24 protein-coding genes are annotated in these 25,512 nt (G+C 65.4%); 13 read left to right on the plus strand and 11 right to left on the minus strand.

The window, feature by feature from the left end; all coding sequences use genetic code 11:
- Window positions 1-18: 18 nt before the first annotated feature.
- Together H292_RS0107100 and H292_RS0107105 are read left to right on the plus strand one after the other, a co-directional pair.
- Complete coding sequence (locus tag H292_RS0107100) at window positions 19-1,647, plus strand: ABC transporter substrate-binding protein (RefSeq protein ID WP_230595760.1); 1,629 nt, start codon at window positions 19-21, stop codon at window positions 1,645-1,647.
- A gap of 40 nt (window positions 1,648-1,687) precedes the next feature.
- Entirely contained in the window at window positions 1,688-2,899 is a 1,212-nt protein-coding gene (locus H292_RS0107105; RefSeq protein WP_019663006.1) for an acyl-CoA dehydrogenase family protein, read from the plus strand.
- On the opposite strand, the gene H292_RS0107110 is transcribed toward H292_RS0107105, so the two are convergent.
- The 3 genes from H292_RS0107110 to H292_RS0107120 all read right to left on the minus strand — a co-directional run bounded on the left by H292_RS0107110 (window position 2,896) and on the right by H292_RS0107120 (window position 5,906).
- Window positions 2,896-4,173, minus strand: a complete 1,278-nt coding sequence (locus H292_RS0107110; RefSeq protein ID WP_020110943.1) for an LLM class flavin-dependent oxidoreductase — start codon at window positions 4,171-4,173, stop codon at window positions 2,896-2,898. The genes H292_RS0107105 and H292_RS0107110 overlap by 4 nt on opposite strands.
- A 19-nt stretch (window positions 4,174-4,192) precedes the next feature.
- Complete coding sequence (locus H292_RS0107115; RefSeq protein WP_231383781.1) at window positions 4,193-5,023, minus strand: LLM class flavin-dependent oxidoreductase; 831 nt, start codon at window positions 5,021-5,023, stop codon at window positions 4,193-4,195.
- Window positions 5,024-5,117: 94 nt separating this feature from the next.
- Entirely contained in the window at window positions 5,118-5,906 is a 789-nt protein-coding gene (locus H292_RS0107120; protein ID WP_026347410.1) for a helix-turn-helix domain-containing protein, read from the minus strand.
- A gap of 39 nt (window positions 5,907-5,945) precedes the next feature.
- On the opposite strand from H292_RS0107120, the gene H292_RS0107125 reads away from it, so the two are divergent.
- Window positions 5,946-6,839, plus strand: a complete 894-nt coding sequence (locus H292_RS0107125) for an alpha/beta fold hydrolase (protein ID WP_027498664.1) — start codon at window positions 5,946-5,948, stop codon at window positions 6,837-6,839.
- Window positions 6,840-6,889: 50 nt separating this feature from the next.
- Window positions 6,890-8,707 carry an NAD(P)-binding domain-containing protein gene (locus tag H292_RS0107130; RefSeq protein ID WP_026347408.1) on the plus strand — a complete coding sequence of 606 codons (1,818 nt, stop codon included), beginning with the start codon at window positions 6,890-6,892 and terminating at the stop codon, window positions 8,705-8,707.
- Between the two features lie 62 nt (window positions 8,708-8,769).
- Here the strand turns inward: H292_RS0107130 and H292_RS0107135 are convergent, their stop codons facing one another.
- Both H292_RS0107135 and H292_RS0107140 read right to left on the minus strand, forming a co-directional pair.
- Window positions 8,770-9,405: a TetR/AcrR family transcriptional regulator gene (locus H292_RS0107135; RefSeq protein ID WP_019663000.1), complete on the minus strand. Its 636-nt coding sequence runs from the start codon at window positions 9,403-9,405 to the stop codon at window positions 8,770-8,772.
- Window positions 9,406-9,436: 31 nt separating this feature from the next.
- Entirely contained in the window at window positions 9,437-9,847 is a 411-nt protein-coding gene (locus H292_RS0107140; RefSeq protein WP_019662999.1) for a GDSL-type esterase/lipase family protein, read from the minus strand.
- A 234-nt stretch (window positions 9,848-10,081) separates the two neighbouring features.
- Between H292_RS0107140 and H292_RS28725 the strand changes: the two genes are divergently transcribed.
- Window positions 10,082-10,204 carry a hypothetical protein gene (locus tag H292_RS28725; RefSeq protein ID WP_020110946.1) on the plus strand — a complete coding sequence of 41 codons (123 nt, stop codon included), beginning with the start codon at window positions 10,082-10,084 and terminating at the stop codon, window positions 10,202-10,204.
- The gene (locus H292_RS0107150) at window positions 10,201-10,629 is read left to right on the plus strand and encodes a nucleoside deaminase (RefSeq protein ID WP_019662997.1); all 429 of its coding nucleotides are present in this window, start codon (window positions 10,201-10,203) and stop codon (window positions 10,627-10,629) included. The genes H292_RS28725 and H292_RS0107150 overlap by 4 nt, the downstream gene beginning before the upstream one ends.
- A gap of 5 nt (window positions 10,630-10,634) precedes the next feature.
- On the opposite strand, the gene H292_RS0107155 is transcribed toward H292_RS0107150, so the two are convergent.
- The gene (locus H292_RS0107155) at window positions 10,635-11,639 is read right to left on the minus strand and encodes an aldo/keto reductase family protein (RefSeq protein ID WP_019662996.1); all 1,005 of its coding nucleotides are present in this window, start codon (window positions 11,637-11,639) and stop codon (window positions 10,635-10,637) included.
- Window positions 11,640-11,714: 75 nt separating this feature from the next.
- Between H292_RS0107155 and H292_RS0107160 the strand changes: the two genes are divergently transcribed.
- From H292_RS0107160 to H292_RS0107170, 3 genes are all read left to right on the plus strand, one after another.
- Window positions 11,715-13,283 carry a sigma-54-dependent Fis family transcriptional regulator gene (locus H292_RS0107160; RefSeq protein ID WP_230621051.1) on the plus strand — a complete coding sequence of 523 codons (1,569 nt, stop codon included), beginning with the start codon at window positions 11,715-11,717 and terminating at the stop codon, window positions 13,281-13,283.
- A 65-nt stretch (window positions 13,284-13,348) separates the two neighbouring features.
- The gene (locus H292_RS0107165; RefSeq protein WP_019662994.1) at window positions 13,349-14,806 is read left to right on the plus strand and encodes an aldehyde dehydrogenase; all 1,458 of its coding nucleotides are present in this window, start codon (window positions 13,349-13,351) and stop codon (window positions 14,804-14,806) included.
- Window positions 14,807-14,816: 10 nt separating this feature from the next.
- Window positions 14,817-15,926, plus strand: a complete 1,110-nt coding sequence (locus H292_RS0107170) for an NDMA-dependent alcohol dehydrogenase (RefSeq protein WP_020110948.1) — start codon at window positions 14,817-14,819, stop codon at window positions 15,924-15,926.
- Between the two features lie 76 nt (window positions 15,927-16,002).
- Here H292_RS0107170 and H292_RS0107175 read toward each other — a convergent pair whose 3' ends face one another.
- The 3 genes from H292_RS0107175 to H292_RS0107185 are packed head-to-tail and all read right to left on the minus strand — an operon-like array spanning window position 16,003 to window position 19,053.
- Window positions 16,003-16,992 carry an ABC transporter substrate-binding protein gene (locus H292_RS0107175; RefSeq protein ID WP_231383782.1) on the minus strand — a complete coding sequence of 330 codons (990 nt, stop codon included), beginning with the start codon at window positions 16,990-16,992 and terminating at the stop codon, window positions 16,003-16,005.
- Between the two features lie 33 nt (window positions 16,993-17,025).
- Window positions 17,026-18,231 (minus strand): acyl-CoA dehydrogenase family protein, encoded by a 1,206-nt coding sequence (locus tag H292_RS0107180; protein ID WP_019662991.1) that lies wholly within the window; start codon window positions 18,229-18,231, stop codon window positions 17,026-17,028.
- 9 nt (window positions 18,232-18,240) lie between these two features.
- Window positions 18,241-19,053 carry an SDR family oxidoreductase gene (locus tag H292_RS0107185; protein ID WP_019662990.1) on the minus strand — a complete coding sequence of 271 codons (813 nt, stop codon included), beginning with the start codon at window positions 19,051-19,053 and terminating at the stop codon, window positions 18,241-18,243.
- 80 nt (window positions 19,054-19,133) lie between these two features.
- Between H292_RS0107185 and H292_RS0107190 the strand changes: the two genes are divergently transcribed.
- A complete protein-coding gene (locus H292_RS0107190; protein ID WP_019662989.1) occupies window positions 19,134-20,249 on the plus strand; it encodes an NADH:flavin oxidoreductase in 1,116 nt (371 codons plus the stop codon).
- Here the strand turns inward: H292_RS0107190 and H292_RS0107195 are convergent.
- Window positions 20,246-21,151 carry a LysR family transcriptional regulator gene (locus tag H292_RS0107195; RefSeq protein ID WP_020110950.1) on the minus strand — a complete coding sequence of 302 codons (906 nt, stop codon included), beginning with the start codon at window positions 21,149-21,151 and terminating at the stop codon, window positions 20,246-20,248. The genes H292_RS0107190 and H292_RS0107195 overlap by 4 nt on opposite strands.
- A gap of 70 nt (window positions 21,152-21,221) precedes the next feature.
- On the opposite strand from H292_RS0107195, the gene H292_RS0107200 reads away from it, so the two are divergent.
- From H292_RS0107200 to H292_RS0107210, 3 genes are read left to right on the plus strand one after another with little or no spacing between them, the layout of a single operon-like run.
- The gene (locus H292_RS0107200; protein WP_230594333.1) at window positions 21,222-21,593 is read left to right on the plus strand and encodes a YybH family protein; all 372 of its coding nucleotides are present in this window, start codon (window positions 21,222-21,224) and stop codon (window positions 21,591-21,593) included.
- Window positions 21,594-21,630: 37 nt separating this feature from the next.
- Window positions 21,631-23,301, plus strand: a complete 1,671-nt coding sequence (locus H292_RS0107205; protein ID WP_020110952.1) for a phospholipase D family protein — start codon at window positions 21,631-21,633, stop codon at window positions 23,299-23,301.
- 50 nt (window positions 23,302-23,351) lie between these two features.
- Window positions 23,352-24,776 carry a GGDEF domain-containing protein gene (locus tag H292_RS0107210; RefSeq protein ID WP_020110953.1) on the plus strand — a complete coding sequence of 475 codons (1,425 nt, stop codon included), beginning with the start codon at window positions 23,352-23,354 and terminating at the stop codon, window positions 24,774-24,776.
- A gap of 9 nt (window positions 24,777-24,785) precedes the next feature.
- Here the strand turns inward: H292_RS0107210 and H292_RS0107215 are convergent, their stop codons facing one another.
- Window positions 24,786-25,487 (minus strand): type 1 glutamine amidotransferase domain-containing protein, encoded by a 702-nt coding sequence (locus H292_RS0107215; RefSeq protein ID WP_020110954.1) that lies wholly within the window; start codon window positions 25,485-25,487, stop codon window positions 24,786-24,788.
- Between the last annotated feature and the right edge of the window lie 25 nt (window positions 25,488-25,512).

The raw sequence follows: 25,512 nt of genomic DNA on the forward strand, positions 1-25,512 counted from the left end.
TCTCCCGAAAAGGATGTCATGTCCAGCCCGATCTCCCGAAGGACTGCGCTGCGCACGTTCGGCCTCGGCGCAGCATCGCTCTTCGCCGCCACCGCCTGCTCCGACGCCTCGGCCGGACCGACCGCGGGCACCGGAACGCGCGGCGGCGACTTCGTCTACCTGGACGCAGAGGTCACCGCGTCGATGCAGGTTCAGGTCAGTTACTGGCAGAACTCCGCGGTGAAGGACCAGATGCTCGACCGCCTGGTGTACCAGGACCCGAAGACGTTCGAGTTCGTTCCCTGGATCGCCGAATCGTGGAGTGTCGATCCGACCCGGACCGTCTACACCTTCGTGATCCGCGACGGCGTCAGCTACAGCAACGGTCAGGCACTGGACGCCGCGTCCGTAGCCCGAAACCTCCTGTGGTTCGCCAATGGCGATGCAGACAAGGGTATTCCACGGAACTCGATCTTCCCGGAAGTACTGTCCGCCGACGCCGACAACGCTGCGCGCACGGTCGTCGTCACGTTGGCGAGACCCGATGCACCGTTCGTTCCGACGTTGTCGATGAACACCGCAGGGCTGGTCGCCGACGCGACGATCGACGCGACCAACGAGCAGCAGTCCGTGGTGACGAACTTGATCGGCAGCGGCCCCTTCGTCGCGGAATCGGAGATTCCAGCCAAGGAGATCAGGCTCGTGAAGCGCCGCGGATACGACTGGGCACCCCCGACTGCCGACCATCAGGGTGAGGCGTACCTGGATTCGCTGACGATCGTCCCGGTGCGCGAGGACAGCGTCCGCGTCGGAGCCTTGCTGTCCGGTCAGGCTCACGCCTTGCGGTACACGCAGCCACCGGACGAGAAGGTGTTGTCCGATCGCGGCTTCACCGTTCTCGGACTTCGAAACCCGGGTCTGGCCAACGTCCTCGACGTGCGTCAGACCGCAGAGTTCGTCGACGACATCCGGGTGCGCAAAGCGTTGATGTACGGGATCGATCGTCACGAGATCATCGACACGCTCTACACCGACAACTGGAAAGTGGCCACCAACGTGACCACCGAAGGTGTGCAGGGGTGGACCGATCGATCCGACGAGGTGCGCTTCGATCCGGACGAGTCCAACCGGCTCCTCGACGACGCAGGATTCACCGACCGGAACGCCGACGGAATCCGTACCCGCGACGGTCGGCCGCTCGATCTGAGCGTCTACGTCGATGTGTACGACCACACGTCGAAACCGCTGTACGAGTTCGTCCAGCGGCAGCTCCGCAGAATCGGAATCTCGTTGACGATCAAACAGACCGACTTCGCCAACTACCCGAAGGCGACGACGGCCCCCGAGTTGAGCCTGCGACGCAACGGCTGGCCCGCACCCGACCCCGTGCGCTTGTCGGTCAACTACGACAGTGATCGAGGCGACCTCTTTCAACTACAGGGCAAGGACCCCGTGCTCGACGGTTTGCTTCGAGACCACATCACCGCGACCGATCCACTGGTGCGAGAAACGATTCTGCGCGAGGCCCAGAACCGGATCATCGACAACGCGTACACGATTCCGCTACTGGCCGACACTCAGATCTTCGGCGTGGCACCCGAAGTTCGGGGATTCCGCAATGCGGCCAACTCACCGCCGTTCTTCTACGACACCTGGATCGAACAGTGACCACCAGCCACGCCACATCACGACAGAGAGGACCTCGACCATGACTTCCACACTCCGGCGCACCCCACCGGCACACGGCTCGGACGAATTGCGGCAGCTGGTGTCCGCCATCGCCGAGGACGCCCGGCGACGCCGATCCGACGGCGGACACGAACCTCCGACCACTGCGATCGAACTGGTCAAGGAGCATCGGCTCGGTGCGGTGCGGGTACCGACCCAGCTCGGCGGAGCAGGGTACACCCTGGCCCAGCTGTTCGATCTCGTGATCGACCTGGCCGAAGCCGACCCGGACGTGCCGCACATCCTGCGTGTCCATTTCGCCTTCGTGGAAGACATTCTGCGCGTTCCGTCGTCCGAGACGAAATTGAAATGGCTACCGCACGTGGTCGACGGAAAGCTGTTCGGCGGAGCCAACTCCGAGCTGAGCTCACACAACGTCGGCGGAGGGACCTTCGACACCACTCTCACACCCGCCGACGGCGGCTACGTCGTCGACGGTGTGAAGTTCTACAGCACCGGCTCGATCTACTCGGACTTCATCAGGGTCTCGGCCAACACGCCGGACGGTGACGTGCTCTCGGCGATCGTCGAGTCGTACGGCCCCGGTGTGGAACACCGTGACGACTGGGACGGCATCGGTCAGCGTCACACCGGCAGCGGTACCACTGTGTTCTCGGCCGTGGCCGTGGCCGAAGGCGACACGTTGCCGTTCCGGAACGAACCCATCGAGCGCAGACCTCGCCAGGCGCTCGTCCAACTGTTCCTGCACGCCATTGCCGCGGGTATTCTCCGGTCGGTGACCGACGACGCCGCCGAACTGCTGCGGAGCAGGAAGCGCACGTTCACCTACGCGGCCGCCGAGTCGCCCCGGCACGATCCACAGTTGCTGGAGGTCGTCGGCAGGTTGAGTTCGGCTGCGTTCGTCGTCGAATCGGCGGTCGCCGCCGCCGCGTCGGCACAGGATCTCGCGGCCGACGCTGCTCGGACCACCGGCGTCGACCGAACGCTGGAGGAGCGAGCATCCATCGCTGCCGCCAAGACGAAAGTAGCCGTCGAAGAGCTTGCACTGTCGGCTGCGGGTCGACTGTTCGAGGTCGGCGGCGCATCGGCCACACGGCAGGGTCGCGCGCTCGACGTGCACTGGAGAAATCTGCGCACACTGTTCTCGCACAACCCGACGTCGTACAAAGCTCGGGTCCTGGGCGACATCGTCGTCAACGACGCGGAACTCCCCGAAGCCGGCTTCTTCTAGCCGACTGCGCGATCGAGTCTGTTCACCGACGAGAACCGCTCTCGTAGTGTCGTTTCGGCGTACTCCCGCCGGAACAGGCCCCGATCGCGCAGAATCGGCACGACATGTTCGACGAAATCCTCCAGACCGGAGGGAAACACGTCGGGCATCAGGTTGAAACCGTCTGCGGCGCCTGCGCGGAACCAGGTCTCGATGGTGTCGGCCACGTCCTCGGCGGAACCGACGGCGATGCGGTGACCTCCACCGCTGAACTCGCGAACTGCGTCGCGGACGGTGGCACCGCTCTCCTGGATCGAACGCACGATGGACTCGCGAAATCCCAACGAGGCGGTGAAGTTGTCCGGGTCGACGTCGGCCAACGCTTCGTCGGGCACCGCAGCATCCAGGTCGTGACCGCGCAGGTCGTAGCCCAACACGGTGGACAAGCGATCGAGCGAATAGTACTCGGGCAGATAGCTTTCGAGATGCTCGAAGCGGCGAACCGCTTCCTCGCGGGTCTTGCCCAACACCGTGATCAGGCCGGGAAGAATGGCCACGTCGTCCGGACCACGCCCCTGCCCCCGCGCGTCGTCCTTGACCTGACGGTAGTGGTGGCGTCCTGCATCGAGCGTCAACTCGGCACTGAACACCGCGTTCGCCGAACGTGCGGCCAGTGCGCGGCCTTGTGGTGATCCACCTGCCTGCACGATCAACGGATGCCGCTGCGGCGACGCCCCGAGCGGAAGAAGACCCTCGACGTCGAAGAACTCGCCGTGATGCGCGACGGGCACAGCAGTGCCTGCCGCACTCCACAACTGGAGTACGACGTCGACGAACTCGGCGGCGCGGCGGTACCGCACACTCCTTTCGGGATAGTCGTTCAGGCCGAAGTTGTGGCCGGCCTGTGGTGAATACGTGGTCACGACGTTCCACGCGGCTCGTCCGTTGCTGAGGTGGTCGAGCGACAACAACCTGTGTGCCAGTTCGACGGGATCGTTGAACGTGGTCGACAGGGTTCCGATGACGCCCAGGTACTCGGTTTCCGCGGCGACCAGAGCCAGAATCGCGGACGGTTCCAGCGCACGGGACGGCTTGAGCCGTGGTTCTTCTCGTAGTGCAGGGCCGTCGGCGAGGAACAAGGCGTCGAGCGTTCCGTGCTCTGCCAGACGCGCCATGTCCGCGAAGTAGTCCGGGTCGACGAACGCCGTGGGCGCCAACCCGGAATTCTGCCACGCGGCGAGGTGAATGCCGATATCGAGGACGTTCACGTTGAGAACGACGTGTTCCGCTGACATGTGTCACTGCTCCCTGTCGTCAGGTGTAGACGGGCCTGTTCGCGGACAGGTCCGGTTCCGCGGGTAGTCCGATGTTCAGATAGCCACGCAGCGTCGTCGTCGATCGCCGGGGACGTACGACGCCGTCCTGGATCAGACCGGGGAGGACGTCGTGCAACCAAGCATCGAGGTCGTGCACGTCGACGACGACGCCCGATGCGCCGGCGTCGAGTGCACTGCCGATCGCGTCCACGGACACCGAGGCGAAGGCGGTGTCTCCCTCGACGGCGATGTCCGACGTGCCCGGTCCGAAGATCACCGGCTCCCCCTGCGGGGTGGTCGGCACGGTGAGCGGACCGGCCGTGGCGAAGACCCCCCGGTGGTCGGCGTACCGAATGTCCTCGGCACGAGTGAAGATGTTGGACTCGACATCACCGACGACCGCGGCCGCCGGCCACGTCCGCCACAGTGCTCGTACCGCCGTCACGGCGTCCGGATTCCGCGTCGACCGTGGTGCATCGACCCACGAACTACGCACCCCCAGGCCGAGTTCGGTGGAATCGTCGTCGGACAACACCCACCAGCCCGCACGCCCCCGGGTCAGATGATCGAGTGACGCGACACGGCGGGCGATGTTGTACGGGTGGTCGCGTTGCGGTGCGGCCTCGACGACCAGCCCCAGTCCGGACGTGCGTCGTGCGAGAAAGCTTGCGACCGTGCTGGGATCGAGTCCGACCACCTGCGTGCCGAGGACCACGAACCCGGTGCCCGACGCGTCGAGAGCGGATGCAGCCCGCGCGAGTTCTGCTACCCCGCCGGACGGTACGTCGCGCAGACGCACTCCCACAGGAACGGTTCTCGATACTGGCACAGCAGTGAGTCACTTTCTGTCCGACGTCGTTGCCTCGCAAGACTAGGAGGACTCGGGCCTGCGGGAAACCCTTTCGATCAGCACGATTCGAGTGTCAGGGTGCGGGTTCGCTGTCCAGGATCTCGATGCGCGTTCCCATGGCCAGAAGCGCTGCGGCCGACAGGCCGAACATCGAGTGGAAGGAATCGCTGAAGTGGGAGGGTGACGAGAATCCGGCTTCGACCGATGCGGTCGTGAGATCGCTTCCTCGCGCCACGGCTTCGCCGACGTGCAGCATCCGAGCCCACAGGCGGTACCGCCGGAAGCTCGTACCCGCTTCGGCGGAGAACAGATGCAGAAATCGGGACGTCGACAGGTTGACGGCAGCGGCGAGGTCGGCTGCTGCGACAACGGCGCCCGGCTTCTCGCGGACGATGCGTACGGCCGCACGGATGCGCTCGTCGACTTGCCGCGGCTCGGGGCCGCACAGCGTCTCGACGAGTGCCCGCGGGTCGGGCGAGCCCGCGGCCGCGAGTTCCAACAGTGCTGATTCGGAGGGAAGTCGCAGGCCGAATCCGCCGGTACGGGTACCCGCCGCATCCAGGATACGGTCGGATCTGGATACGCCAGGATCGCTGTAGGCGAACACCATTCGCTCACCGTGCGCTTCCACACGATGGACCGTCCGAGGCGCGACGGCTGCACTGCGCACACTCCACTGTTCGCCGTGCTCGTCGCGCAGCGTGAACGGCGCGTCCGCCCCGACCGCGAAGCACAGGATCGAACCGGAGTGGTAGTCGATGTTCAGAGACGGCCCGACGTACACGGCTTTGCCGGCCCACAGCCACAGCGTCGGCTCGGTACAGCACGTTTCTGGAAGCGCCGCATCTCGCATGCCGGACATGCTTGCACCACATCCGGCAACAGGGAAGAGGTCTGGAACATGAGCATCGTTTCTGCTTTGGGTGATTCGAGGATCGTCGACGGAGTCCGTGTGTACGAGCGAGGGAGCGGATCCCCGATCGTGTTCGTCCACGGATTGTTCGCCAATGCCGCGATCTGGCGGAAGGTCGTTCCGTTGCTCGCCGCGAACCACCGGTGCATCACCGCCGACTGGCCCTTCGGCAGTCACGCGATCCCGGTAGGTCCCGCAGGTGACATGACGGCCACCGGTATTGCCGACGTCGTCGCCGACGTCATCGAGCGACTCGATCTGCGCGATGTGACTCTCGTCGGAAACGACGGCGGCGGAATGCTGACGCAGCTGGTGATCACGCGTCGTCCGGAGCGCATCGGTCGCGTCGTCCTCACACCGTGCGACGCCTACGAGAACTTTCCGCCGCCGTTCTTCGGCTACCTGTGCCGGCTGGCGCAGGTGCCGATCACCCTCGACCTCGTCGCCTTCGCACTCAGGGTGCCGTGGGTGCGCCGGCTGTACGGACGCTCACCGATCGGCTTCGGCTGGCTGAGCCACGCGAGACTGGGTGACGAGCTCCTCGATCACTTCGCAACGCCCATCTTCGACGCCGCGATCCGGCGCGACCTCGCGACGTTCCTCCGATCCGTCGACACGACGTACACGCTCGACGCTGCCCGACGGTTCGGCGGCGTCGAGCAACCCGTCCTGGTGGCGTGGGCGTCGGATGACAAGTTCTTTCCGTTCGAGCACGCGGAGCGCCTGGCGCGGGACTTTCCGAACTCGACGCTGGCCGTGATCGAGGGGTCTCGTACGTGGGTGTCCGAGGACCGGCCGGAGGAATTGGCGTCGGCGATCACGCGCTTCGTCGGTGACGCCGGTCACATGCAACCCACTGCAACTCTCGACCGCTCGTCGTAGACAGGAGTGTGCTGGGTCACAGCACACGAACGAACGACAAGGGAGTCTCCATGACCCAGACCATCGAACCGCCCGTTCTCTCGCAGACACCGCAGCAGCGGGTCGACGCCTGGCTCGCGGATTTCGAAGCCGCGCTGAAGGCTCGTGACCCGGGCCGTGTCGCGGCCAAGTTCGCCGTCGACAGCTTCTGGCGCGACCTGGTGACGTTCACCTGGAACCTCAAGACCGTCGAGGGCCGAGACGGGATCGAGGGGATGCTCGCGGAACGTTTGGAGGACACCGATCCGTCCGGGTTCCACACCACCGAGACACCCGACGAGGCCGACGGGGTGACGTCGGCGTGGATCGAGTTCGAGACCGCCACCAGCCGCGGCAAGGGGCACCTCCGCCTGAAAGGCGACGAAGGGTGGACCTTGCTCACCACCATGCAGGAGCTCAAAGGCCACGAGGAGCGTCAAGGGCACACCCGCATCAAGGGAGCAGTCCACGGTTCCAACGCCGACACCCAGAACTGGGCGGAGAAGAAGGAGATCGAGGAGAAGGAGCTCGGCTACACCGTGCAGCCGTATGCGCTGATCGTCGGTGGCGGCCAGGGCGGTATCGCTCTCGGCGCCCGGTTCCGCCAGCTGGGTGTCCCTGCCATCGTCGTCGATCGAGCGAACCGGCCGGGAGACCAGTGGCGCGGACGCTACAAGAGCCTCTGTCTGCACGACCCGGTCTGGTACGACCATCTCCCGTACCTGCCGTTCCCGCCGAACTGGCCGGTGTTCGCACCGAAGGACAAGATCGGCGACTGGCTCGAGATGTACACCAAGGTCATGGAAGTTCCGTACTGGAGCCGCACCACAGCCAAGACCGCGACCTACGACGAGGCGGCGAAGAAATGGACCGTGGTCCTCGACCGCGACGGCGAGGAAGTGATCCTGCACCCCACGCAGCTGATCATGGCCACCGGCATGTCCGGCAAGAAGAACGTACCCAACTTCCCGGGGATGGAGGATTTCGAGGGCGAGCAACACCATTCGAGCGAGCACCCGGGTCCCGACGCCTACGTCGGCAAGAAGGTCGTCGTCGTCGGCTCCAACAACTCGGCGCACGACATCTGCAAAGCGCTGTACGAGACCGGCGTGGACGTGACGATGCTGCAGCGCAGTTCGACGCACATCGTCAAATCGGATTCACTGTGCGAGATCGCCTTGGGTGATCTGTACTCCGAGCGGGCTGTGGAATCCGGAATGACAACGGGCAAGGCCGATCTGACGTTCGCGTCGCTGCCGTACCGGATCATGCACGAGTTCCAGATCCCGGTGTACCAACAGATCGCCGAGAAGGACAAGGACTTCTACGACCGGTTGGAGAAGGCAGGGTTCCAGCACGATTTCGGTGACGACGGCTCGGGCCTGTTCATGAAGTACCTGCGCCGCGGATCGGGCTACTACATCGACGTCGGCGCATCGGAGCTCGTCGCGGACGGCAAGATCGAACTCGTTGCCGGACAGGTCGAACGGATCGGCAAGAACAGCGTTGTGCTGGAGGACGGGTCGGAACTGCCGGCCGACGTGATCGTCTACGCCACCGGCTACGGCTCGATGAACGGCTGGGTCGCCGACCTCATCGACCAGGCGACGGCCGACAAGGTCGGCAAGGTATGGGGCCTGGGCTCGGACACCACCAAGGATCCGGGTCCGTGGGAGGGCGAGCAGCGCAACATGTGGAAGCCGACGCAGCAGGAGAACCTGTGGTTCCACGGCGGCAACCTGCATCAGTCACGGCACTATTCGCTGTACCTCGCTCTACAGATCAAGGCCAGGTACGAGGGCATCGACACCCCGGTCTACGGCCTACAGGAAGTGCATCACTTGCGCTGACGCTCCCTACGTGAGTGGAAATGCGCACCTCAGTGCGTGTGAAGGCCAGTGCGCATTTCCAATCACAACGGAGGGGGCAGCGTGGAGGCGGCGGCGATGCGACTGAGCTCGTCGACCAGTACGTCGACGGGCAGCGCGGGTGAGGCGGTGGTGCTCAGATTCACGAGAGCATTCGTCGCCCCGATCAGCGCCGTCGACGTCAGCCGGAAGTCGCGGTCGTCGATTTCGCCTCGGTCCACGGCAATGCGGAAGATCGATTGCAGCACGTCGATCCACTCGGAGATCTGAACTTTCCTGTGCTCTTCCATCTCCGGACTGACGCCGATCACTTCGACGAACGCCAAGCGAGGTCGACGCGGATCGGACAGTACGGACTCGAGATACGCCCGGACCAACACCCGCACCCGAGCCTGGAACGGCTCGGACACGGACGCCGCCGCAGCAGCCGTCACCGCGGCCCGCGCCGCCTCGTTCACCTGGTCGTATGCCTCCCTCAGCAACGCTTCTCGGCTGGAGAAGTCCGCGTAGAACTGCCGGGAGGACAGCCGCGCCTCCGCGCAGATCTGCGGTACCGAACTCTGGGCGTACCCGGTCGTCGAGAACACGGTGAAGGCTGCGTCGACGAAACGACTCCGCCGCTCGGCCCGTCTGTCGTCGGCCGAGCGTCCGCCGTAGGCGCGGGTTGGAGTGGGCTGCACACGTCGAATTCTCGCATCCCTGCCGCTGCGGTCAGCGCAGGTAATCGGCCAGCGCTGTCCCGACGGCGTCCGCTCCGAGAGCGTTCGGATGCAAGGGCAATGCCTGATGCGTGGGAACGAGCCCTTCCAGATACCGGTCCTCCGGCGCTGCGCAGGAATCGTGGCCTTCGGCGACAGGGCGGGTGTCGAAGAATTCGATGCCCTTCTCCGCCGCGAGGGTGCGCTGGGTGTTGTTCATGTCGTCGACCTTCGCCTGTAGATAATCCGCGTCGGCCGGGTGCATCGGCTGGTCGGGGAAGCAGCCGCCCGGCCTGATGTAGGTGCCGTACCCGACGAGGACGATGCGGGCGTGGGGCGCTTTCGCTCGGATCGAGTCGATCAATTCCGACCAGGCGGGGACCTGCGCCTTCGTGCTCTCCGCGATCGTGTCGACCCCGTCCACGACGCGGGCGTTGCCGCCATCAGCTGACCGACCAGCGCGACGGGCAGAAGCGCCGTCGCAAGTCTCTTCACCGTGTGCACTCTCTTTCGATGTCCGCAGAACTCGGGGTGGCCTGAGTCACAGCCAAAAGTGAAACACATGCGCTTCAGAAAATCCACGGATTCCGCGAAGGTTCGTCCGCGTCGAGACTCGGACTGAAGTCCGCTGTTCGTCGTAGTCTTCGAGACAGGCCGAATGTTCGAGGTGACGCTGTTCGACTCCGTCGGGATCGGACTGCAGGATCTGGTGTCGGCGCGCACACTGATCGACAAAGCATACGAATTGAAAGTAGGTACGACCGTGGACCTTTCGGCATGAGCACAACACACCTGAGCCGCGCGATCGAACTCGCCGTCGAGGCGGGCGAGGCAGGGAACCGGCCGTTCGGGGCGGTGCTCGTGGGCGCCGACGGCACCGTGCTGGCCGAGGGCCGCAACGAAGTCGCGTCGGGCGGTGATGTCACCGCCCACGCCGAGCTGGTCGCGATCCGCGCCGCCGCGACGGCCGAGAGCGCAACCATGTACGCCAGCGGCGAGCCGTGCCCCATGTGCAGTGCCGCCATGGTGTGGGCCGGCGTCACGCGCATCGTGTTCGGGGCCTCGGAACCGGAGTTCTCGAAGATCCTCGACGGTGGTCCACGGTTCTCGCTGCGCTGCGCCGAAGTGGTGGCCGCAGCGGACGTGGACATCACCGTCGAGGGTCCGGTCGACGAGGCCGAAGCGTTGAACGTCTTCCGTCAGTGAGCGCTCTACACCAGGCGCGCCTCGGGTGACTGCGTCTTCGCCGGGTCGGTCTCGATCGATCCGGCGAGGGCGTCGTCGATCTTCTTCAGCACGTCCGCGTCCAAGGTGACTTCCGACGCCTTGATGTTCTCCGCGATCTGCTCGGGGCGTGACGCACCGACCAGGGCGGCGGCGATGTTGTCGTTCGCCAGTACCCAGGCGACCGCGAGCTGAGCCATCGTGATGCCGAGCGACTCGGCGATCGGCTTCAATTGCTGAACGCGAGTGAGTGTTTCGTCGTTGAGGTAGCGCTCGATCATCTTGTCGCCGCCCTTGTCGTCGGTGGCGCGCGAGCCCTCGGGCAGCGGCTGACCGGGCAGATACTTGCCGGTGAGAACACCCTGAGCGATCGGCGACCACACGATCTGGGAGATGCCCAGTTCCTTCGACGTCGGGATGACCTCGGATTCGATGACTCGCCACAACGCCGAGTACTGCGGCTGGTTGGAGACGATGGAGAAACCGTTCTCGCGGGCCAGCGCCTGACCCCGGCGCAGCTGATCGGCCGTCCACTCCGACACCCCGATGTACAGGGCCTTGCCCTGACGGACGACGTCCCCGAACGCAGCGATGGTCTCCTCGAGCGGAGTCTCGAAGTCGAAACGATGAGCCTGGTAGAGGTCGACGTAGTCGGTGCTCAGCCGTCGGAGAGACGCATCGATGCCCTCGAAGATGTGCTTGCGGGACAGTCCGGTGTCGTTGGGCCCCTTCGGCCCGACCGGGAAGTACACCTTGGTGAAGATCTCCAACGATTCACGCCGAACGCCCTTCAGCGCCTCACCCAGCACGGTTTCGGCGGCGCCGTTCGCGTAGACGTCCGCGGTGTCGAACGTCGTGATCCCCGCATCGAGGGCGGCATGCACGCACTGCGTCGCGACATCGTTCTCGACCTGCGAACCGTGAGTGAGCCAGTTTCCGTAGGTGATCTCCGAGATCTTGAGTCCACTGTTGCCGAGGTATCTGTAAGCCATGCCGAAAACGCTACCCGCGGAGCGGTGCCTCTGCGCTAGCCTCGTGTCACGAGGGACAACGAGGAGCACGGTGTGGTGCGTGAGCAGATCGCATTGTCGTGGCAACGCTCTGCCTCCAGCGGGCTGGAACCCGCCCACTCGCTCGAACAATCCGCTCTACGTGACGTGGACCGGCGCAGTCGTCTCCTCGCAGCCGCCGACCCGATCCTCGACCGCATGGAAAGCATGCTCGACGGTTCCGGCTACTGCGTACTGCTCGCCGACCGCGACGCCCGGCTCGTCGATCTCCGCTTCGGCACGCGAACACTGCGCGACGTCGTGTTCGGCGTCGGCGCCGTCGTCGGCCGATCCTTCACCGAGGAGGCGTCGGGCACCAACTCGATCTCGACGTCGTTCGAACTCCGTAAACCCCTGGCCGTTCGGGGCAGCGAGCACTACATGGAGTCGATGAAGGGCTTCAGCTGCTACGGCCACCCGCTGATCCATCCGATCACCAAACGCATCGAGGGCGTCCTCGACATCACGTTCCTCGAATCCGAGGACAACCCGCTGCTCCAGCCGATGCTCGCGCATTCCGCGCAGGACATCCAGGGGCGGTTGCTGGAAGAGACGCGCAGCGGCGAGCAACGACTCTTCCAGGCATTCCAACATGCGTCGGCTCGGCGGCGCGGCGCACCCGTCGTCGCGATCGGTGACGAACTTCTGCTCGAGAACACGTCCGCAGCCGCCGTCATCGACACCGTCGACCACGCCGCGCTGCGGTCGCTGACGGACGAGTCGATCCGTCGCAGCGGAGTCATCGACTCCGTCGTCCTGAACTCCGGAGCCCGGGCACTCGTGCGATGGGAAAGGCCGGTGTCCGGCACCGGCGTCGTCCTCGAGATAGATGTGCTCGACGAGCCCGCGCGTCGTACGTCGACAGCGGCCGCGTCCCAACCCCTGTGTGTCGTCGGCGAACCGGGAACGGGCAAGTCGACGACACTGGCCAGGCTGACTGCCGCCCGCGCGCCACGATGGTTCGACGCCGCCGATCTCGTCACGACGACACCCGCGGCGTGGCTCGCATCCGTCGAAACGCAGGTGACGGCCGGTACGGATGTCGTGGTGAAGAACATTCACCTGGCCGACGCACCCGTCGCGCACCGACTGCATGCCCTGTTGAAGTCGGCGCGTGGATGGTTCGCACTGTCCAGCTCCATCCGGGACACGTCCACGGCGGAGCACCGCCAACTGCTGTCGTTGTGCACGGACACCGTCGAGCTCGCTCCGCTCAGGTCCAGGCGTCACGAAATTCCCGACCTGGTCCGCGGGATGCTCGCGGAAATCGGCTCCCGTGCCCGGTTCACCCCGGACGCCATGCGCGCTCTCATCGATCACGATTGGCCCGGCAACATCGGCGAACTACGCGACGAAGTGATGAGCGCGGCAGCCCGCAGGTCCGTCGGCGACATCAGCGAACACGATCTGGTCAGGCCCGGTGCGCGGGGTGCGTCGAGTCGTCTGACAGCTCTCGACGCTGCGATGCGAGATGCCATCGTGCACGAACTCGCTCGGTGCGGGGGCAACAAAGCCGCCACCGCGGACAGCCTCGGAATCAGCCGCACCACGCTGTACAAGCGAATGAAGGAACTCGGCATCCACTGAGAACCGCGCGGAGAACGTACAGTTTTTGAACACTCACCCGGCGTGATGCGGGTCACGATCTATGCATGAGTACAGATACGGCAATACACGCGGCATCGCTGTTCATCGGCGGCGAGTGGGCACCCCCGAGTTCGTCGGCGAGGATCGACGTACGGTCGGCCAGTACCGAACAGATCATCGGCTCGGTTCCGGAGGCGCAGGAGGCAGACGTCGACGCAGCCGTCGCGGCCGCCCGTCGCGCGTTCGAGGATCCGAGCGGCTGGAGTCAGTGGGAGCCGTCGGCCCGCGCCGACGCTCTGGACCGGCTCGCCGACGAACTCGAAGCGCGCGGTGAGCAGATAGCCCGCACGGTCTCGGCGCAGAACGGCATGCCGATTTCGATCGCCCTGCAGCTCGAAGCAGGCTTTCCCGTCGCGGTAGTCAGGTACTACGCCGGGCTTGCCAGAACGGCGACGTTCGAGGAATCGCACCCGCACCTTCTCGGCGGCACGACGACGGTGCGTCGGGAACCCATCGGCGTCGTCGGTGCCATCGCGCCGTGGAACTTCCCGCAGACTCTCGCGGCATTCAAGCACGCACCCGCCCTGGCGGCCGGGTGCACCATCGTCATCAAGCCGTCACCGGAAACCGTCCTCGACTCGGTTCCGTTCGCCGAAGCCGTCATGGCGGCGGGCATTCCGCCCGGGGTGGTCAACATCGTTCCCGGCGGGCGCGAGGTGGGCGCCTACCTCGTATCGCACCCGGGTATCGACAAGGTTGCGTTCACCGGATCCACTGCCGCCGGCCGGTCGATCGCCGAGACCTGCGGACGACTACTGCGGCCCGTCACCCTGGAACTGGGCGGAAAGTCCGCGGCGATCGTTCTCGACGACGCCGAACTCGATCTTGCGAAGATCGGCGAAGACCTCTTCGGTGCAACGTTTCTCAACAACGGTCAAACGTGTTTCCTCGGCACCCGAGTGCTCGCGCCACGCAGTCGATACGACGAGGTGGTCGGCGTGCTCGAAGCATTCGCACAATCACTCGCCGTCGGCGACGCGCTGGATCCGGCGACACAGATCGGTCCGATGGCCAGTGAGCGGCAACGAGATCGAGTCGAGGGCTACATCGCGAAGGGCAGTGGCGACGGTGCCCGGCTGGTCACCGGAGGTGTCCGTCCGTCCGATCTCGATCGCGGGTGGTTCGTGTCGCCGACGGTGTTCGCCGACGTCGAGAACGATCACGCCATCGCCCAGGAGGAAATTTTCGGGCCTGTGCTGTCGGTGATCCCGTACGGCGACGAAGCGGACGCCATCCGCATCGCCAACGACACCGACTTCGGGCTCGGCGGCACCGTCTGGACCTCCGACGACGAACGAGGGTACGGCGTCGCCAAGCAGATTCGCACCGGAACCATCGGCATCAACCGCTACATGGTCGACCCGGGTTCACCGTTCGGTGGCGTCAAGGACAGCGGCATCGGCCGCGAACTCGGCCCCGACGCCCTCGGCAACTTCCAGCAGTTCAAGTCCATCTACCGCTAGGAGATCTTTCGTGAAGACCAAAGCTGCAGTACTTTTCGAAGCACACAAGCCGTTCGAGATCCTCGAACTCGAATTGGACGGACCCGGGCCGGGCGAAGTCCTGATCAAGTACGTCGCTGCCGGCCTGTGCCACTCGGACCTCCATCTGCTCGACGGCGACCTCCCACCGCGCTTCCCGATCGTCGGTGGGCACGAAGGCTCCGGAATCATCGAGGAAGTGGGGCCCGGCGTGACCAAGGTCAAGCCCGGCGATCACGTCGTCTGTTCGTTCATCCCCAACTGCGGTACCTGTCGCTACTGTTCGACGGGCCGACAGAGCCTGTGCGACATGGGCGCAACGATTCTCGAAGGCTGCATGCCCGACGGCTCATTCCGGCGTCGCGACAGCAAGGGAACCGAGTTCGGCGCGATGTGCATGCTGGGAACGTTCGCCGAGCGCGCCACGATCTCGCAACACTCCGTCGTGAAGATCGACGACTGGTTGCCCTTGGAGACAGCGGTTCTCGTCGGATGCGGCGTGCCGTCGGGCTGGGGCACCTCCGTGTACGCGGGTGGTGTGCGGGCCGGTGATTCGGTGATCATCTACGGCATCGGTGGTCTCGGCATCAACGCGGTGCAGGGCGCCGTGCACGCGGGCGCCAAGCACGTCCTCGTCGTCGACCCGCTGGAATTCAAGCGGAACCAGGCGTTGAAGTTCGGTGCGACACATGCTTTCGGCGACTACGCCAGCGCCCAGGAGAAGCTCACCGAGCTCACCTGGGGCCAGGGCGCGGATCAGGCCCTGATTCTCGTGGGCACCGTCGACGAGGAAGTGGTCCAGGCAGCGACGGCCGCCATCGGCAAGGGCGGCACCGTCGTCATCACCGGTCTCGCCGACCCCGAGGCGCTGACCGTTCACGTCTCCGGCACGGATCTGACGCTGAACCAGAAGACCATCAAGGGCACACTGTTCGGCTCCGCGAACCCTCAGTACGACATCGTCCGGCTGCTGCGCCTCTACGACGCCGGCCAGCTCAAGCTCGACGAGCTGATCACCAACACGTATTCACTCGAGCAGGTGAACGAGGGGTACCAGGATCTGCGAGACGGCAAGAACATGCGAGGGGTGATTCACCTCTAGAACCCACGTGAGTACCGCCCCCTTGTGAGGCTTGTGTAGGTCCTGACCTACATAAGTACTCACAAGGGGGAGCTAGCTAGCCGCCTACCGCCTCGAGCTGGGGACGAATCTTCTCCACCGAGTACTCGATCGACGCCTTGGACGGCAGATTGAATCCGACCACCGTGGCGTAGTCCTGCACCGAGACGCCGCCGCTCGCCACGGCGGGCAGGGAATCGAAGCCAGGCAGGGCCTGGAGGTCGGCGGCGGTTCCACCGTTGGGCAGCATGACGACCAGGTCGGCAGTGAGTTCGTTGATCCGTTCGGGACTGAAGACCAACCGGCCGCTCGTCGCCTCCGGCGAGGCTGCGAGGTCCGCAGGAACACTGAGACCGATGCTGTCGAAGACCTGCGCGGCACCGTCGTCGGGATCGACGACGGCCACGAGTTGCTGCGTGGCGACGATGTACTGGGCGAGCACCGCGGTCTTGCCGTCCAAGCCTGGGTACTCGGCGGCGATGCCGTCGGTGAAGCCTTCGCCCTCGGCGATGATCGACTGCGCGTCGTCCTCACGGTCGAAAATCTTTCCGAGCGTTTCGATCTGCCACTGCCAGCTGTCCACCGTGCTCTTCTCGGGGAAAACCGTGGGCGCGACCGCACTGAGCGACTGGTACGGCTCGGGAGATGCGATCCCCGCCACCAGAATGAGATCCGGCTGCAGTGCCGCGATCTCCTCCACGGGCGGGGTCGCGTTCATCGTGTCGACCGACGTCGAGTCGAGCATCACGGAATCCTCGGTCAGGCCCGTCTGCCAGGGGTAAAGCTTCCGCTCGTATCCCTGAGATCCTGCGGAGATGTACCCGACCGGGGAGACGTCGAACTCCGCCAGCGCGTCCACCCACTGTTGCCCGAGGGCGACGATGCGCTCAGGCGTTCCCTGTATCGTCGTCGAGCCGACGACGTGATCGATTGTCACCGTCCTGTCGTTCGACCCGGCGGAGCTACTGTCCCCCGAGTCACTGCTACAGGCCACGAGGCCCACAAGTGCCACCGAGGCAATGATCATGCGCATCGCGGTCCGCTTCATGCGCGTGAAGTTAGCACAGCCTCGCCTAAGCCTCTAGAGGTACTTCTTCAACTCCATCCGCGCGATCGACATCTTGTGCACCTCGTCGGGGCCGTCCGCCAGCCGCAGCGTCCGGATGTGGGCGTACATCATCGCGAGCGGGAAGTCGTCGGACACACCGCCGCCGCCGTGGACCTGAATGGCCCGGTCGATGATCTTCAGCGCCATCTCCGGAGCTGCCACCTTGATGGCGGCGATCTCGGTGCGTGCTTCCTTGTTGCCGACGGTGTCCATCAGGTACGCGGCCTTCAGCGTCAACAGTCGCGTCTTCTCGATGTCGATGCGAGCCTCGGCGATCCAATCCTGGATGTTGGCGCGCGTCGCGATCGGCTTACCGAAGGTGACTCTCGATACCGCACGGCGGCACAGCAGTTCGAGTGCCCGCTCGGCGACGCCGATGGTCCGCATGGCGTGATGGATCCGCCCGGGGCCCAACCTGGCCTGACTGATCGCGAAACCCTCACCCGGCCCCTTCAACACGTCCTTCGACGGCACCCGCACGTCCTCGAAGAGCACCTCGGCGTGACCTTCGCGGTCGACGTAGCCGAACACCGGCAGGTTCCGTACGACGGTGACACCCGGCGCATCGATGGGCACGACGAGCATCGACTGCTGACGGTGGCTGGCGGCATCCGGCTCGGTCTTGCCCATGACGATGAGAACTTTGCAGTTCTTGTGCAGCGCATTCGACGTCCACCACTTGCGGCCGTTCAGGATGTAGTCGTCGCCGTCGCGTTCCATTCGCATGGCGATGTTGGTGGCGTCGGAACTGGCGACGTCGGGTTCCGTCATCGCGAAGGCGGACCGAATAGTGCCGTCCAGCAACGGCTTCAGATACTTCTCCTTGTGCTCGTCCGTTCCGAACAGCGTGAACACTTCCATGTTGCCCGTGTCCGGCGCGTTGCAGTTGCACGCTTCGGGCGCCAACAGGCTCCGGCCCATGATCTCCGCGAGCGGGGCATACTCGAGATTGGTCAGGCCGGGCCCCCACTCCTGGTGGGGGTGGAAGAGGTTCCACAACCCGCGCGACCGGGCTTCCTTCTTCAGATCCTCGATGATCTGGGGTTGCCCGTGCGGGTCGCCGAGCTCGCGCATCTGCTCGTCGTAGACGGACTCCGCCGGGTAGACGTGAGAGTCCATGAACTCCAACAGATCCTGCTGATACTTCCGGCCGCGCTCGGTGGTCTCGAAGAAGGACACGTCGCTCCTTTAGTTGTCTTGCCCCAGAAGGGCTTTCTGGTAGCGACGCATGCCGCGCAACCACCGGTCGTAATCGGAACCCTTGTTGCGGTACATCTCCAGCACGTTCCGGTGCGGCAGAATCAAGAACTCCTCGGCATCCATCGCAGCGAGGACGACCTCCGCGACGTCACTCGGCTCGAGCACGTCGCCCGCGGAGAGCACGGCAGCAGTAGCCGCCGCCCCGAGTGAATTACCGGATTCCTTGCCCTCGTACAGCAGCTTGGTGTTCACACCCATGGGGCACAGGCAGCTGACGCGAATGCCGCGGTCACCGTAGGTGACGTTGAGCCACTCCGAGAAACCCACGGCCGCATGCTTGGTGGTCGCGTACGTGGCAGAACCGATCTGTGTGAGCAGGCCGGCAGCCGACGCGGTACTGACGAAGTAGCCCTCGCCGCGCTCGATCCACCCGGGCACCAGAAGCTGCGCAGCGCGGATGTGCGCGCGCAGATTGACGTCGATGGACAGATCCCACTCGGCTTCCGTCGCGTCGAGGCCCGGTGCGCCACTGATGCCCGCGTTGGCGAAGTAGAGGTCCACGGGACCGAAGGTGTCCTCGGCGAGAGCGATCAACGCGGTGATGTCGTCGGTTTTCGACGCGTCACCCCCGAGAGACACCGCCGAGCCAGGTTCGAGCGACTCCACCACCCGCGACGCCGACGCCGCGTCGAGATCGGACACGACGACCTTCGCGCCTTCCGCGACGAGCCGCTGGGCAAGTGCACCGCCGATCCCGCCTCCGCCTCCGGTGATCACAGCAACCTTGCCTGTTACCTTCATCACCCAGGTATATCACCTCGATATCCCCCCAGCCGAGACGAGGTGGAATACCGCTGCGCCCCGGTCGGTTCGTCTCCGACGTGACCGAAACAGCATCCGCGGGGCTATTCACTCCGTTCGAAACCAAGTCCCTGAAACTGCGTAACCGCTTCGCGATGGCGCCGATGACCCGCGCGTTCTCCCCCGGCGGAGTCCCGCGCGAGAACGTCGCCGAGTACTACCGCAGGCGGGCCGCAGGCGGAACGAGCCTCATCATCACCGAGGGCACGCTGATCCCCGACCCCGCGGCAGGCCCGGACACCCGAGTTCCCCACATCTACGGCGAGGACAGCCTCGACGGATGGAAGAGCGTCGTCGACGCCGTCCACGCCGAGGGCTCGGTGATCATCCCGCAGCTCTGGCACCTCGGCGTGCAGCGCGGAGACTCGCCGCGCCTCAACCCCGAGGTGACAACGGTCAGCCCGTCGGGCATCGCCCTGGACGGCACTCCGTTGGGCCGCGCCTTCACGAGCAGCGACCTCGACCAGCTGATCCAGTACTGGGTCGACGCAGCGGCTAACGCGAAGAGCGTCGGGTTCGACGGAGTCGAGCTGCACGGCGCGCACGGTTACCTTCTCGACGAGTTCCTGTGGCAGACAACCAATCTTCGTGACGACCGTTTCGGCGGATCCCTCGAAGCTCGTACCCGCTTCCCGGCCGAGGTGGTGGCGGCGATCCGAGCCGAGGTGGGTGACGACTTCGCGATCGTCTACCGATACTCGCAGTGGAAGGCCGATCACTACGACGCTCGGATCGCGCAGACCCCGCAGGAACTGGAGAAGATCCTCACCCCGCTGGTCGACGCCGGGGTCGACGTGCTCCACCCCTCGACCCGTCGCCACTGGATTCCCGAGTTCCCCGAGCACGATGCAACCCGAGGACTGGCCGGGTGGACCAAGGAAATCACCGGCCTCCCGACGATCACCGTCGGCTCGGTCGGGTTGGACAAGGAGTTCGGCAGCGCCTGGGGTCCGGACGGTGCGTCGGGAACGACCGACCTGACGCCGCTGTTCGAGCAGTTCGAGCGGGGCGAATTCGACATCGTCGCCGTCGGCCGTGCCCTGCTCGCCGACGCCGAGTGGGTGAACAAGGTCGAGTCCGGCCGATTGAACGAGCGCATCGCCTTCACCCGCGATCACATCACCGAACTCGTCTAGCCCCTATGTGAGTGGTTGTGTAGGCCCTGGCCTACACAACCACTCACATAGGTGGCGAGCTTTCTCACCGCCGTGCTCGCCTTGGGCGACCAGGTCAGGGCGAGAACAGCGTCGGCAGGCACGTCCGAGATCGGTACCGGGACCAATCGATCCTCGAAATCCGGTGCCATGGAACGACTCAGGATGGCAACGCCCAAACCTCTGGCCGCCAAGTCGGCGACAGCTCCCGGCGCACTGGCGGCCAACGCGACGTCGGCGGTGATATCCGCTGCGGCACAGGCGTCGTCGAACACGGATCTGATTCCGGTACCCACCGGCAGGCACACCACCCGGTGGGCGCACACCTCGCCGAGTGTCACCGCCGATACCGACGCCAGCGGATGCCCGGGCGGTACACACGCCGCCAGTCCTTCCGTGATCATGACCAGCGATTCGAGCCCCTCGGGCGGACCGTGAGCGGTGCCGACGAGGGCGACGTCGAGCGTGCCCGACCGGACGCGCGCGATCAACTCGTCGGAATTTGCCTCCGCCAACGTGATGTCCACGCCCGGGTACGCGGAGTGGAACGCAGCCAAGGCGTCGAACAGCGGTGTGACGGTGCATGCGGTGACCATTCCGACGGCGACCCTTCCGCGCACGAGGGAGAGCACCTCGTCGACGGAATGGCGAAGGGCTGCAGATGATTCCAGTGCGCGGCGCGCGTGTACCAGGGCAGCTGTCCCCGCTACCGTCAGCCGCGCCACCCTGCTGCTGCGGTCGATCAGCTCGGCCCCGACCTCCTTCTCCAGCGCTTTGATCTGGGCACTGATGCCGGACTGGCTGATGTTCACCCGCTCGGCCGCACGGGTGAAGTTGGCTTCCTCCGCGACGGCGACGAAGTACTCGAGCTGCCTCAGTTCCATAAGCTGTAATTCTAGCTTTCATCACAACTATCTGTTGGACTTCTAGTACCGGTGTGATGACGATGGAACCATGACAAACAAAGCAACGACCGACAAAGCAATGACACCGGAAGACATCACCCGCCTCTTCGTCGAGCGATCCAACGCAGGAGACGCCGACGGTGTCGCGGCGCTCTACGCCGACAACGCCGTCATGGCCTACCCCGCCGGACAGACGACGACAGGCCGAGCCGCAATACGTGAACTGTGGGCGTCGGTGCTCGCGCACGGGCCTCGTTTCGAACTGGAGGAGGGACTGCCGACGCTGGTGTACGGCGACATCGCGCTCACCTCGACGGCACCGAAGGACAATGCAGGCGCCCGCGCCCAGGTCGTGCAGCGTCAACCGGACGGTTCGTGGCTGCGCATCATCGATCAGCCGGAGTTCGACCCGACCTCGTGACACGCCCCGTCGGACTGCTCTGACAGTATTTCCCCTCGTGATACCGCAGCCGCTACACCGAACGATCGATGCGCTCGCTCGGCGACTCGGCCGCAGTAGTGCCGCACTGAACGAGCAGGTCCAGAAGTTCGACTCCGAACACCCTTGGTTCCTCAGCTCCGAGGAGCGCGGCAACCCCGACACCCGCATCGCGGCCTGGACGGACGGCAACCGGGTCACCCCGCTCGTGCACGGCAAACCCTATTTCGCGGCTCTGGCGAGCGCGCTGGACGCCGCGGGCGAGGGCGACCTGGTGCTGTTCACCGATTGGCGCGGTGACCCGGAACAGCTGCTGACCGACGACACGACCGTCGAGGACGCGCTCGCGTCGGTTGCGCAGCGCGGCGGCATCGTCAAGGGCATGGTGTGGCGCTCGCACATCGAGACCCTCGGCTTCACCGGTCCCAAGAACCGGAAGTTGGCGTTGCGTCTCGAGGAGGCAGGCGGCGAGGTGATTCTCGACCAACGGGTCCTGACGCTGGGAAGTCATCACCAGAAGTTCGTCGTCGTCCGGTATCAGGATCCCGACACGGTCGACCTCGCGTTCGTCGGTGGTATCGATCTCGCGCGTGCCCGACGCGACGACGCCGATCATTTCGGCGACCCCGTGAGCCGGCCGTTCCCGCCCGAGTACGGCGAACTTCCCGCGTGGCACGACATGCAGGTGCAGGTGCAGGGGCCCGCGGTCCGCGACATCGAGCACGTCTTCCGTGAACGGTGGGAGGATCCGGCCGCGTTGTCCCGCCTGCCGTGGCACGCCATCCCCGACATTCTCCGCGGCGTCACCCGTGAGGTGTCGGAACTGCCGGAGCAGCACGACGCACCCGCAGCCGCGGGCACCTGCAGCGTCCAACTTCTCCGCACGTATCCGCGCAGACGCCCGGCGTATCCGTTCGCGACTCAGGGTGAGTTCAGCGCGGCCCGCGCGTACGCGAAGGTTCTGCGGCGCGCCCGCGAACTGGTCTACGTCGAGGATCAGTACCTGTGGTCGGTGGACGTGGCGCGGGTGTTCGCCGCCGCTTTGCGACGCTCACAGGATCTGCGCCTGGTCATCGTCGTCCCGAAACATCTCGACGACGACAGTGCCATCACCATTCCGTCGGCTCTGCTCGGCCACTCCGCGGCACTCGACGTGATCCGCGATGCGGGTGGTGACCGCGTGCTCGTCCTCGACCTCGAGAACGATCGCGGCATCCCGGTCTACGTGCATTCGAAGGTGTGCATCGTCGACGACGTGTGGGCCGCCGTCGGTTCCGACAACTTCAACCGGCGGTCGTGGACTCACGACTCCGAACTGACGGCCGCGATCGTCGACGACGAACGCGACGTTCGTGAACCCGTCGACCCGGCCGGTCTCGGCGACGGAGCACGGGTGTTCGCGCGCGAACTACGGCTGGAACTCATCCGCGAGCACCTGGGCCGCGCGCCGGGCGACGACGAAGACCTCGTCGATCCCGCGTCGTTCTTCGACGCGGTGAGCAGCAGCGCGGCGCGTCTCGACGCCTGGCACACGGCACCGTCGGCGTCGCCGCGCCCGTCGGGCAGACTTCGCCGCCATGAAATCGACGTGCCTCCGCAGTGGCAGCAACGGCTGGCGGCGGTCGCGTATCGCCTGTTCGTCGATCCCGACGGCAGGCCCCTCGGTATGAGGTTCCGCCGCCGTTTCTGACACACTGAACATTCAACTTCCCTACGAATCGTTCAGAAACGGGCATTTCGATGGATTTGCAGCGCGTCAGCTCACGTGTCGGCAGCGCTGCCGACGTGACTCGTCGCGCAGCACTCGTCGGCGCAGTGGTGTTTCTCGCCTGTCTGTTCGGGATCGCAACTCGCCTTCCGGGCACGCTGGCCGTGTTCTGGCCCGCCAACGCCCTGCTGCTGGGCATACTGCTTCGCTCACCGCGCCTCGCAACGCCCGCCACCTGGGTCAGTGCGACGCTCGGCTACATTGCCGCCGACACGGTGACCGGTAGTCCACTGTTCTCCAACCTCGTCCTCAACCTGTGCAACGTCGCAGGCGTCGCGGCGGGCTTCCTGGTCTTCCGTCTCATCGGCCAGCAACGCCCCTGGCTGACGCGTGTCCAGTCGCTTGCGTTGGTGGCCGCGGTCATTCTCGTCGCGTCCTCCGTCGCCGGTGTCGCGGGCGGATTCGCGAACTCGGCCATCGAGTCGACTCCGTGGCAGAGCGGATGGGCGCGCTGGTTCTCCGGAGAGTTCCTCAACTACATGGCGGTCATGCCTGCGGTTCTCACCGCGCCCACGAGGGCGGACCTCCGTCGATTCCGTCGGCGCGGCGAGGTCGTCGCACTCGCGCGGCGGGTCGCCCCAGCCGCTGCGTTGTTGGTGCTCTGCCTGATCCTCGTGTGGGCGGTCGGAGGCTCGGGCGCGATCACGTTCGCCATGCCCGCCCTCGTCGTGGCCGCGTTGACGACGGGGGTCTTCGTCACGTCGCTGTTCATCTGGACGACGACGATGTGGATGCTCGTCCTCACCGCCGACGGACACATCGGGGTCCCGGACCTCGGCGCGATGCCGGTGGAACTGTCGGTCAGCATCGGATTGTCGTTCCTCGCGATCGCGCCGATCGCCGTGGCCTGCGTGACCAACGAGCGGCGCGCAGCCATCACCGCGTTACGCCACGCCGTCGCTCACGACGACCTGACCGGCGCCCTACGCCGGGACGAGTTCTTCCGTCGCGCACACCGTTTGACCCGCGACGCCGCCGACGGTGTTGCCACGGTCCTGATGATGGACCTCGATCACTTCAAGGCCCTCAACGACACGTACGGGCACAGCGCGGGCGACGGTGCTCTCGAGCGATTCGCCGACGACGTCCGGTCTCACCTCGGCCGCCGTCACCTGTTCGCGCGGCTCGGCGGAGAAGAATTCGCGGTGTTCTGCACCGACGTCTCCGAGCTCGACGCCTACGCCATCGCAGACACCATTCGCATCGGCCAGTTCCAGCGTGCGACAGAGCACTTCGCCGGTCACGGCGTGACCGTCAGCATCGGACTCGCGCACGGATCCGACAGTCTCGAGATGCTCTTCGACGCTGCCGACCGGGCGCTGTACGACGCGAAGCGACAGGGCCGCAATCGCATCGTCACAGCAACACCCGCGAGCGACGTTCACCGGTCGACCTGACGGACACTGTCAGGACAGGGCTTGAACCACTCTGTCCGCCAACGGTTTCGTCGACGCCGGATTCTGCCCGGTGTAGAGCGTGCGGTCGACGACGACGTGCGGCGACCACGGATCGGAGCTCTCGAACCGTGCGCCGAGCTCCTTCAACCTGGATTCGAGAAGCCACGGCGCCTTGTCCGCCAGACCTGCCTGGGTTTCCTCCTCGTCGGTGAAACCGGTCAGCTGATAGCCGTCGAACACCCATCCCCCGTCCGACGTCGTGGCAGGCAGCAGGGCAGCGGGTGCGTGGCACACTGCCGACACGATCTTGCCCGTACTCAGGAAATCGGTCACGAGCGCACCGAAACTCGTCGACACCGCGAGGTCCTCCATCGGCCCGTGGCCTCCCGGCACGAAGATTGCATCGAAGTCCGATGCCCGCTGATCCTCGAGCGAGGCCGGGTTCTGCAGTATCGACTCGATCGAGTCCAAGTATTTCTTCTGGTCGGCGACCTTCGCCTCGTCGCCTCCGTTGGCGTCGACCGCAAGCGATCCCTCGTCGACGACGGGCGCCCTGCCACCCGGCGTCGCGACGACGACATCCCAGCCGGCGTCGACGAACGTGCGGTGAGATTCGACGAGTTCCTCGGCCCAGAAGCCCGTCGGATGCTTGGTTCCGTCGTTCAGGGTCCAGTGGTCGGCGGCGGTCACAGCGAACAATAGTTTCGTCATGCGTCCTGGCATGCCCGCTGGCGCT

This window comes from Rhodococcus sp. 114MFTsu3.1, from assembly GCF_000383555.1.
Taxonomy (GTDB): Bacteria; Actinomycetota; Actinomycetes; order Mycobacteriales; family Mycobacteriaceae; genus Rhodococcoides; species Rhodococcoides fascians_E.

Excerpts from the sequence above, each read along its gene's own strand:
- H292_RS0107100 (WP_230595760.1), top strand. The coding sequence starts at position 19 with ATGTCCAGCCCGATCTCCCGAAGGACTGCGCTGCGCACGTTCGGCCTC.
- H292_RS0107105 (WP_019663006.1), top strand. The coding sequence starts at position 1,688 with ATGACTTCCACACTCCGGCGCACCCCACCGGCACACGGCTCGGACGAA.
- H292_RS0107110 (WP_020110943.1), bottom strand. The coding sequence starts at position 4,173 with ATGTCAGCGGAACACGTCGTTCTCAACGTGAACGTCCTCGATATCGGC.
- H292_RS0107120 (WP_026347410.1), bottom strand. The coding sequence starts at position 5,906 with ATGTCCGGCATGCGAGATGCGGCGCTTCCAGAAACGTGCTGTACCGAG.
- H292_RS0107125 (WP_027498664.1), top strand. The coding sequence starts at position 5,946 with ATGAGCATCGTTTCTGCTTTGGGTGATTCGAGGATCGTCGACGGAGTC.
- H292_RS0107130 (WP_026347408.1), top strand. The coding sequence starts at position 6,890 with ATGACCCAGACCATCGAACCGCCCGTTCTCTCGCAGACACCGCAGCAG.
- H292_RS28725 (WP_020110946.1), top strand. The coding sequence starts at position 10,082 with ATGTTCGAGGTGACGCTGTTCGACTCCGTCGGGATCGGACTGCAGGAT.
- H292_RS0107150 (WP_019662997.1), top strand. The coding sequence starts at position 10,201 with ATGAGCACAACACACCTGAGCCGCGCGATCGAACTCGCCGTCGAGGCG.
- H292_RS0107155 (WP_019662996.1), bottom strand. The coding sequence starts at position 11,639 with ATGGCTTACAGATACCTCGGCAACAGTGGACTCAAGATCTCGGAGATC.
- H292_RS0107165 (WP_019662994.1), top strand. The coding sequence starts at position 13,349 with ATGAGTACAGATACGGCAATACACGCGGCATCGCTGTTCATCGGCGGC.
- H292_RS0107175 (WP_231383782.1), bottom strand. The coding sequence starts at position 16,992 with ATGAAGCGGACCGCGATGCGCATGATCATTGCCTCGGTGGCACTTGTG.
- H292_RS0107185 (WP_019662990.1), bottom strand. The coding sequence starts at position 19,053 with ATGAAGGTAACAGGCAAGGTTGCTGTGATCACCGGAGGCGGAGGCGGG.
- H292_RS0107195 (WP_020110950.1), bottom strand. The coding sequence starts at position 21,151 with ATGGAACTGAGGCAGCTCGAGTACTTCGTCGCCGTCGCGGAGGAAGCC.
- H292_RS0107200 (WP_230594333.1), top strand. The coding sequence starts at position 21,222 with ATGACAAACAAAGCAACGACCGACAAAGCAATGACACCGGAAGACATC.
- H292_RS0107210 (WP_020110953.1), top strand. The coding sequence starts at position 23,352 with ATGGATTTGCAGCGCGTCAGCTCACGTGTCGGCAGCGCTGCCGACGTG.
- H292_RS0107215 (WP_020110954.1), bottom strand. The coding sequence starts at position 25,487 with ATGACGAAACTATTGTTCGCTGTGACCGCCGCCGACCACTGGACCCTG.